The sequence below is a fragment of the Nonlabens sp. genome (genome assembly GCF_051251825.1).
Lineage (GTDB): Bacteria > Bacteroidota > Bacteroidia > Flavobacteriales > Flavobacteriaceae > Nonlabens.
This window is the reverse complement of sequence record NZ_JBPOGG010000026.1, coordinates 1-8,456: the sequence shown is the minus strand read 5'-3', so window position 1 is coordinate 8,456 and position 8,456 is coordinate 1. Positions and strand designations below refer to the sequence as shown.

Here is an 8,456-nt window from a genome sequence, read left to right as displayed (position 1 = left end):
GTAGTAATAACGGTAGACAGCATAACACCATATACGAACATCCAAAAATATGCTACAGATTTAGCACAAACCTGGGGCGTTGGTACTGCCGAAAAAAATAATGGATTAGCCTTAGTTCTTTGTAAACCTTGTAGACGGATAAGCATTGCAACGGGCACTGGAACAGAACTAATTTTAACGGACGAAATTTGTACCAAAGTAATTGAAGAAAAAATAATACCCAAACTTAAAAACGGTGAATTTTATACCGGAATTAAAAATGGGGTGACCGAATTAATTGAGAAGTGGGACTAAGTATTGTGGGCTGCTTTCATAACAATTAGCTAGCCTAGGTACTAAACCTCTAATTTTGTAGTTGACTTCTTGAATAGAGAAATTAAAATGTAAAAATTCGCATTTTTGTTAACCTGAAAGCTACTGTCTTTTTAAACGCTATGTTTTATAGACGAAAACTTAAGCAAAATATTTAAAAAATTGAAATTAAAATATTCTGAATCTCACCCTTTAAAATCTTATCTCTTAAATGAGCAATTATTGACAAAAGCTGAATTTATGGTCAAGTTTGAGAATTTTCAATGGTTGGATTTACTAAAACTTCAGCTTAGTGCTAACAAGAATCAAGTGCATTGTTCGCCTTCATTAGATATAGAAGATGCTAATGGCAATGGAGTATCTGTGTCTATTGTTGGAGAATTAAACAAATATGAATTCTATGTCTGTTATAAAAGACCTATCACAAGAAAAAAGAAAAAATGGTTTGGATTTGTAGAATACGACTATTACGATAAGGATTTTTATAGTATAATTCCAGAACAAACAAAACTAGATGGCCTTAACGCATTTATGTTGTTTTATGACAAAAACTTTGAGGAACTGGAAAAAAAATGGGGATAAAACCTTTGCTAACGGCACCCATAGTTAATACTAACTTAGCCCCTTATTTAATGAAACAAATGAATTTAATTGAAGATAGTAAACGAAAAGAAGTATTACTTCAATTTGGTATACCTAGAGTATTCTTAGATGCAATTGACAACATAAAAACTATTGATTCTAAACTTACCAGCTGTATAAATTATCCAAAAGGAGCTTATTATTATTTACCTAAGATTGCCAATTACTCTATTTATAAAGGATACAATGTGGTTCCTATTTGCGATTCTGGGCAAGGGGATTCCTTTTATTTATTATTATATAATAATACTGAGCAAAAGATAATCTATAATGAAATTGAACAGGATGAAATCTATGCTAATTTCGGACTAAATATCAATGCTGTAATTACTACTATACTCATAGAATTCTATGCATTAATGGATGACGAGGAAGTTGAAGATAGAAACAAAGTACTTAAAAAAATTGCCGATCTTGGTTATGAATTATGTGTTGAAAGGAAGTATTCTATCAAAACTATGGAAAGAATTTTTCAAGCTGAAGATAATGATGAGGATAGATATAACAACTCTCGAAAATGGTTTGACAAGAATATTCTGCCATTATTAAAATAAAAGTAGACAGAAAATAATGAAAAGCACCATTACCTATTTAAAACCTGTTTCGCTTTTAACGAAACTTTTTGGAGGCATTGTATTTTTATTCGCCTTTGTAGTCATTATATTTTTCAATTATTTGTTTGGTTTTTTCATGCTTTCTTTCGGCATATATTTAGCATCTTCAGAAGGGTCACAAATAAATTTTGACACGAATAAGTTCAGAAATATATGGTCTATTTTTGGTATTCATTTTGGCAAATGGGTTACCAACCCCAAGTATGAATATATTTCTGTTTTTAAGGGAAAACAAAAGCAGCGCGTTAACTCGCTAGGCGCATCTACCTCTTTTTCAGACGAAGTATATTTAGTCAATTTGTTTCACGATAGAAACCAGCACAAAACGTTTTATAGAACTTTTGACAAAGAAGATGCTTTCAAAGTGGCGCACCATTTTAAACTAGCCATGGACCTTAATATCCTTGACGCCACAGAACCAAAACAAAAGTGGTTGGATTGAAAAGATTATCTAATAAATCTGATGAAAGCGAGCTGAAAGACAACAAGCAAATTCGCATAAAAGGACAGCTCGTTGATAAAGGAAATAATGTTGCTTTAATGATGATCGATACAAACTGGTGAGGATATTTAATATCTTATTAAGTTTACTCAAAGTAATGCTAGCAGAGAACACCGCATAAAAATAATAGCGCTTTAGTCGCTAAAACTGAAGTAGGCAAATATAAATACCGTGATTGACATTGAAATTTTAGTAAAGGAAAAGATAAACGAATTATGGAAGGAATTCAGAATTGAGGAATACTGTGAATTTTCGCCTCTTTCAACTTCTGAAATCCCAAGTAATGGTCTTGTATTTGTTGGAATTAACCCCTCAATGAGCGAAGAAGTAAAAAATAGATTAAACAAAAAAGGCGATATAAATTGTGAGTTTTACAAGCTAACTTATGATAAAAACACGGAACATCGTTACTTTAAAAAATTCTTTGATATATCTGAAAAAACCGGACTAAATTGGGGTCATTTAGATTTACTTTATAACAGAGAAACAAGCCAAAAAAAGGTTTCGGCATTATTAAAAACAGAGCGAGGAAAAGAGTTTATTTATAAGCAATGTATGATTTCTAAAATTGTAATAGATAAACTCATTGATGAAAGAAATCCAAGAATATTTATCGTCAACAATACTCTGGCACGAGATTTACTAGGTAATTATCATACCACATCGCCACTTCATAAAAGCACCCATTGGATTGGATATGACTTTGTTTGGAATGAAGATTACGGGACTTATGTTTATAAAAATAATCCCTTCTTTTTTACGAGCATGCTAACTGGGCAACGAGCATTGGACAATGGTTCTTATCAAAGACTAATTTGGCACATTAATTACGTAAAGAATAAACAAAACAATATAAGTTAGGTTTCGTTAGAAAGATAACGCTTCGCTTAAGAAACTAGATTACGGCGTAATTTTTGAGAGTCTCATTATAATGAAAAAAGCCCTACTTCTTTCTTTACTTTTTATTTGTACTGGTTGGTTCGCCAATTCGCAAGATGCTCCTATTTCAGAATTTGATTTGTACGGCACTTGGGTGTTTGAATGGAATGACCGCGAAGACCCGCCAGAACGTTTGTATTACTCCAAAAGAATTGATTCCGACTCCATTTTGAGTGAAAATTGGATGAGCATATCACTTTTGGCCCATAATGCATGTAAAACTGGAGAAAGCTACAGTGGTAATGGATGGTGCGCAACCGGAACAATCGCTACCTCAGCACCCGCTCAGTATTGGCTTTATTCTCCCAAAAATGCAACCGTACTCATTTTTTCTAACGATGAACCTATAAAGAAAATGAGTAAAACGGAGCTTGAGAAAAATGCCATTTCCAACCCAGAGCTGTGGACGGAATACCAAATTGTAAGACTACCCAATAATCAATTAGGTTTGGAGTAAACTAAGCAGTGGGAAACTATATCCAAATTGAAATACCCTAAAACGTATGATAACTGAATTAGTCTTAAAAGATTACAAAGTCCAACAGACTGGAGCTGATGGTGGTCATCATTACATTTCAACAGAAATTGAGCATAAAGGAGAAATAAGAAAGTTGGTTGTTTTATTCGCTAATAAATATGACGAAAGTGAGCTGAAAGACAATATGCAAATTCGCATAAAAGGACAGCTCGTTGATGAAGGAAATAATGTTGATTTAATGATGATTGGTACAACTCTAGAAAAGTAAAAACTTAAAACAAAAATTCTCTTTGTTCACCTAAAAATATACAATCCTTTTTTTCGTTCTATTCTAATCAAAATCAACTACTAGTAATTAAAAAACAACCGTATGGGATTAGACATGCGTCCTATGGGCAAGCCCCAAAAAGGATTCGAAAAAAGGTTTAAAGAAATTTTTGAAATGGTGAGTTCCGATGCTATCCCTAAACCTAGTTTTATGGATAAACTCCGGGGAATTAAACAACCGACAAAAGAAGAATTAATTCAAGAATGGTTTGACAACCAAATATCTACCTACGAAACCATAAAAGCGCCCATGGTTGGAAAAGACCAAGAAGCTGAAGTTTGGATAAAACAACGGTATGAAGAAATGGAGCAAAAACCACCTTTGGAAGATTTCCTAAAAGAACACCACGGCTATTATGTTATTCCGCTTGCCAAAGAGCAAGATGGCGTTCCTTGTTATAGAGCTATAGGCCAGGATGAGAATGTTTTTAGAGGGCAGTTTTTGAAAGATTGCGTTGACCTGATTGGAGAAGATTTGGTAAGTGAGGCTTGGAGTACAAAACAAGCAGATGAAACGTTAGATTATGGAAATCGGTTAATGAGCGCTGCCAATACCATTGCAAAAGAGAATAACCTAGAGCACTTAAAAGACCAACGTACCGCTCCCGACACGGATGAAAACCAAATAGAATCTAAACTACACATTGTATATTCCGCTGCCAAATGGCTCACTTTCTACGGGAAGAACGGGCATGGGTATGAGGCGGATTATTAGGATAGACTTATTCTTTAATTATTCAACCAATTATATACCTATTTTCTTAATTATGGAAAATTATAACCGAGCATCAACCATCAAAAAATATTTCAATGAAATAACTTCTGGAAAACTAGAATTTTCAGAGTTAAGACAAAAACTTGAAAACCTAGGCATAGAACAAGAAGAAATTACTGTAGTCATAAGGCAGGTTGACAAAAAAGTGCAAAGAAATATAGAAATGAAAGCGATAAATGCAACTGGCAAAAATTTATTTTATGGAGGTTTGATTGTAGCCCTTTTCGGATTGGTTTTAACTATTGGAACTCTAACAGGCTTAGTAAACTTAAAAGGAATTGGAATTATAGCATATGGCCCTATTGCAGGAGGACTTATAACAGCCATGACCGGAAAATCTCAAATGAGCCGCAGTTGAATAAAATTCCATCCTCGGTTAACCCAACCCCTAAGTACTATTTGGATACATCTAATTGACCTTGCTATTCTTGAAGCCTAGGAACCAGAACAAAAATGGTTGGATTGAAAATGAAGATATAGATGGGATTTGAAAAATTCTCTATCTCTTAAAAAATATAATGTATTTTGCAAGCTAAATCATTACTAATTAGTCTAGATTATTAATACGAGGATGAAATTTTTAAAACCAATTGCATTAATCATTTTTGTTTTTCTAATAACCGTCAGCTGTTCTAAAAATGAGACCACTACAGTGGAGCCTCCTGTAAACAAGGGAGAACAAGAAGAGCCAGCTGAACCAGTTTCAGTAATTTATTTTACGCTGACCGTGGATGCATCGACCAATACCAAAGAAACTGAAGATTGGATTATCATTCACAATGATACCGGAGAAATATTAGACTTCAAATCCTACGAAGCTGGAGATGTACTTACTTTTGAATCTTTGGAAACAGAAGTAACGAATAAGATTACAGTTAGCCATTTAAGAAGGACATTAAATTTAACAGAGGATGGTTATTTCGTACAGACTTATACCGATATTGATAACGGCAGTAATTGGAAATTTACCAAAGGTACTGCTATTAATGTAACGCCTAGTATTGGCACCTTTGATATAAACATAACTAATATCCCAAGTAGATCAACTAAAATACCGCATGCAGTTTCCAGCTTAGAACATATTCCATACCAATTTGTTCATGCTGGGTCATTTATAAATTCTAGCTATGTAAATTTTCGCATAAATAATATTGACTTAAGAACTGAAACAGACATTATTGTATCTATTATGGACGATAATTTTGATATGAAATATCGTTTTGTAAATGATGTCAAAGTAGGTGATGCGTACAACTTTGATTATTCTGAATTTATGGCTTTTGACAGTAGTTTAATTATAGACTTACCGGCAACTACAAAAACACTAGTCTATGACGTATTCACAATTAATGAAAACACACTACGAAAAGGATATCATTTAAACTCATACGGTTATTGGTCGTACGGTATACCTAATAAAATAAAACTAGGCTATCTAAATAAGTTTAATAATTATCTATCAGATATTATACTTTCGTTTGATAAAACACAATACCGAAACATATCAATCGGTCCAAAACCCGAAAGTATAATTATTAGAGAGGACTTATTCTTTACCCCTGAAAATTCATCTATTTTCGAATTTACATTTACTACCAACTTAGATACCATAATTAGAAAAAATAACAGTTGGTATACCTCTACAGGTAAACAAAACGTAGATCTTGCATATTTACGATGGATAATTACTTCTCCTGGACACGATTATCCTGTAATTGGAGAGATACCTGATGAGTTAAAAAAAATGTATCCCGCTATGAATATTAATGATCTCAAATATGATTATTCAACTATACAGATTAAATCAATTCCATATCAGGAGTGGATTACCAAATGGTATGTTGATTATGATTCATCGTTTACAAAAATTGAAAGGGAAGAATATGTATTCCTTGAATAAATGACTTAAGCACGTACTTATGGCACGCCAAAAAAGCAACATTTCGCTCAAACGAAATGTTGCTTTTTGCATTTATAAAATAAACATAAGATTTTAGTGAGTGGGTGAAATTAAAAAAATAAACTTTCAATTATTTCTGAAAGTTTAAAAATATTTATATATTTGACCATGGAATTTGAAGAAGCTAGAAGAAAATATATTCAAACATGGGGTGCATTAGGTTCGCAATGGGGCATTAATAAAACCATGGCTCAGATTCATGCGCTATTAATGATTTCTACAGAAGTATTATCTATTGAAGAAATTATGGAAGAGCTTCAAATTTCTCGCGGAAACGCCTCAATGAATATTAGAGCGCTTATAGACTGGGGTATTGTTTTTAAAGAATCAAAAGCAGGAGAACGAAAAGAGTTTTTCTCAGCTGAAAAAGACTTAGACAAACTGGCGGTTACTATTGCCAGAGAACGCAGCAAAAGAGAAATAAAACCGGCACTCAGGATTTTAAAAGAAGTTTCTTCTATTAAAACAAGTTCATCTAAAGCTGAAAAGCAATTTGCTGAACAAACTAAAAACCTATATGACTTTGTATTAAAAGCCGACAATGTATTGGATAAGGTTACACAATACAATGAAAACTGGCTAAGTAAATTAGTGGTACGACTCATTAAATAAAAAAATTTAAAACATAGTTTCAGTTATTTCTGAAACTTCAAACATTACAATGATGAATTTAAACATAATAGGGTACCTAATTTACTTTCTCCTTTCCTCCATTATCATCTATCATGTTGGCAATGTATGTTATACCAATGGCAATGTGTTCATCAAAAATTTGCTAAAGAAGGAGGTGGCATTTTCTATTCAAATAAACAAAATGTTACTTATTGGATATTACCTTTTGAACATTGGTTACTGCGCAATTACAATTATCAACTGGGATACCATTGATTCTTTTGCAATGCTAATAGAAATTATTTCAAAAAAAATGTCAGTCATTATTCTAACCATAGCAGTATTACACTATTCAAACATCTATCTCATTAAAAAATTCATCCACAAACTTTTATAAACTTAAAATTGAAAATTATGATCACGACAAAAATTTTAATCGGTTATGCCATCTATTTACCAATAGTACTATTTCTAACCCTTTTTGTTTCTAAAACATTATTTAAAAATGGTAGAATATACATGCTGGATATTTTTAACGGAAGGGAAGAAATTGCTCTTGCAACAAACAAACTATTTGAAACCGGATTTTATTTATTGAACATTGGGTATGCACTCCTTATTCTAGAGTTACACGTAACCTCTAATAGCTACCAAGTACTCATTGAAAAACTAAGTTCTAAAATTGGAGGGTTCGCTATCTATCTAGGTATTATGTTATTCATAAATTTATTTCTGTTTCTTAAAGGCAAAAAGAAATCTGCCCAGAACAGAAGACAAGCTATAGCTAATAGCAAATAGCATTCTCTACTAAAATCACCCTTTTTAAGGAGACAAGAACTTTAAAGAATATACGCTAGATATTGTACATTCCGTTGCCAAATAATTCACTTTCTACGGAAAAAAATGGACGTGTATAAAGCTGTTTTTTTAGGAGGGGCTAGTTATACAGAAAGGAACATTTCGCTTAAACGGAATGTTCCTTTTTCAGTTTATAAATGAAAATACAAAGGTTTACTAAAGGCTCTATTAGAAAGTTCCTTACTTTTATCTTCCGCACAAACCAAACTCAAAAGAGTTAGCCAATTACATTCTTTTGGGTCAGGACGTGTTTTTTCTGGTATGATAACACAAGAAACACATCACTTTAAAAACTGAAGAACAGCTACACATGAAACACATTAAAACCCTCCTATTTGTATTCCTCTTAACGCTAAGCACAACTATAAAGGCACAGGAGACTCCGTTTTCCGATTTATTACAGAACATAGATTCTAGAGAGAAAACCAGTTTAAATG

13 protein-coding genes are annotated in these 8,456 nt (G+C 32.7%); all 13 read left to right on the top strand.

The genetic code is table 11. The features are described from left to right. A partial coding sequence (locus ACSHWW_RS14095; protein WP_435683112.1) for a TPM domain-containing protein occupies positions 1 to 294 on the top strand: 294 nt, incomplete at its 5' end. Positions 295 to 474: 180 nt separating this feature from the next. Continuing rightward, complete coding sequence (locus ACSHWW_RS14090) at positions 475 to 894, top strand: hypothetical protein (RefSeq protein ID WP_435683111.1); 420 nt, start codon at positions 475 to 477, stop codon at positions 892 to 894. Continuing rightward, complete coding sequence (locus tag ACSHWW_RS14085) at positions 885 to 1,508, top strand: hypothetical protein (RefSeq protein WP_435683110.1); 624 nt, start codon at positions 885 to 887, stop codon at positions 1,506 to 1,508. Before ACSHWW_RS14090 ends, ACSHWW_RS14085 begins: the two co-directional genes overlap by 10 nt. A gap of 16 nt (positions 1,509 to 1,524) precedes the next feature. Then, entirely contained in the window at positions 1,525 to 2,010 is a 486-nt protein-coding gene (locus ACSHWW_RS14080) for a hypothetical protein (protein WP_435683109.1), read from the top strand. After that, entirely contained in the window at positions 2,007 to 2,132 is a 126-nt protein-coding gene (locus tag ACSHWW_RS14075; RefSeq protein ID WP_435683108.1) for a hypothetical protein, read from the top strand. Before ACSHWW_RS14080 ends, ACSHWW_RS14075 begins: the two co-directional genes overlap by 4 nt. 109 nt (positions 2,133 to 2,241) lie before the next feature. Beyond that, positions 2,242 to 2,931 (top strand): hypothetical protein, encoded by a 690-nt coding sequence (locus ACSHWW_RS14070; protein ID WP_435683107.1) that lies wholly within the window; start codon positions 2,242 to 2,244, stop codon positions 2,929 to 2,931. A gap of 70 nt (positions 2,932 to 3,001) precedes the next feature. Continuing rightward, on the top strand, positions 3,002 to 3,466 hold the full coding sequence (locus tag ACSHWW_RS14065) for a hypothetical protein (protein WP_435683106.1): 465 nt from the start codon (positions 3,002 to 3,004) through the stop codon (positions 3,464 to 3,466). A gap of 46 nt (positions 3,467 to 3,512) precedes the next feature. Beyond that, the gene (locus tag ACSHWW_RS14060; protein WP_435683105.1) at positions 3,513 to 3,755 is read left to right on the top strand and encodes a hypothetical protein; all 243 of its coding nucleotides are present in this window, start codon (positions 3,513 to 3,515) and stop codon (positions 3,753 to 3,755) included. A gap of 102 nt (positions 3,756 to 3,857) precedes the next feature. Beyond that, positions 3,858 to 4,529: a hypothetical protein gene (locus ACSHWW_RS14055; protein ID WP_435683104.1), complete on the top strand. Its 672-nt coding sequence runs from the start codon at positions 3,858 to 3,860 to the stop codon at positions 4,527 to 4,529. Positions 4,530 to 4,581: 52 nt separating this feature from the next. Further along, positions 4,582 to 4,947, top strand: coding sequence for a hypothetical protein (locus tag ACSHWW_RS14050; RefSeq protein ID WP_435683103.1), 366 nt, complete (start codon positions 4,582 to 4,584; stop codon positions 4,945 to 4,947). A gap of 213 nt (positions 4,948 to 5,160) precedes the next feature. Further along, positions 5,161 to 6,489 carry a hypothetical protein gene (locus ACSHWW_RS14045; protein ID WP_435683102.1) on the top strand — a complete coding sequence of 443 codons (1,329 nt, stop codon included), beginning with the start codon at positions 5,161 to 5,163 and terminating at the stop codon, positions 6,487 to 6,489. 168 nt (positions 6,490 to 6,657) lie between these two features. After that, entirely contained in the window at positions 6,658 to 7,161 is a 504-nt protein-coding gene (locus ACSHWW_RS14040; protein ID WP_435683101.1) for a GbsR/MarR family transcriptional regulator, read from the top strand. Positions 7,162 to 7,575: 414 nt separating this feature from the next. Next, entirely contained in the window at positions 7,576 to 7,959 is a 384-nt protein-coding gene (locus tag ACSHWW_RS14035) for a hypothetical protein (RefSeq protein ID WP_435683100.1), read from the top strand. The last annotated feature ends 497 nt before the right edge of the window (positions 7,960 to 8,456 follow it).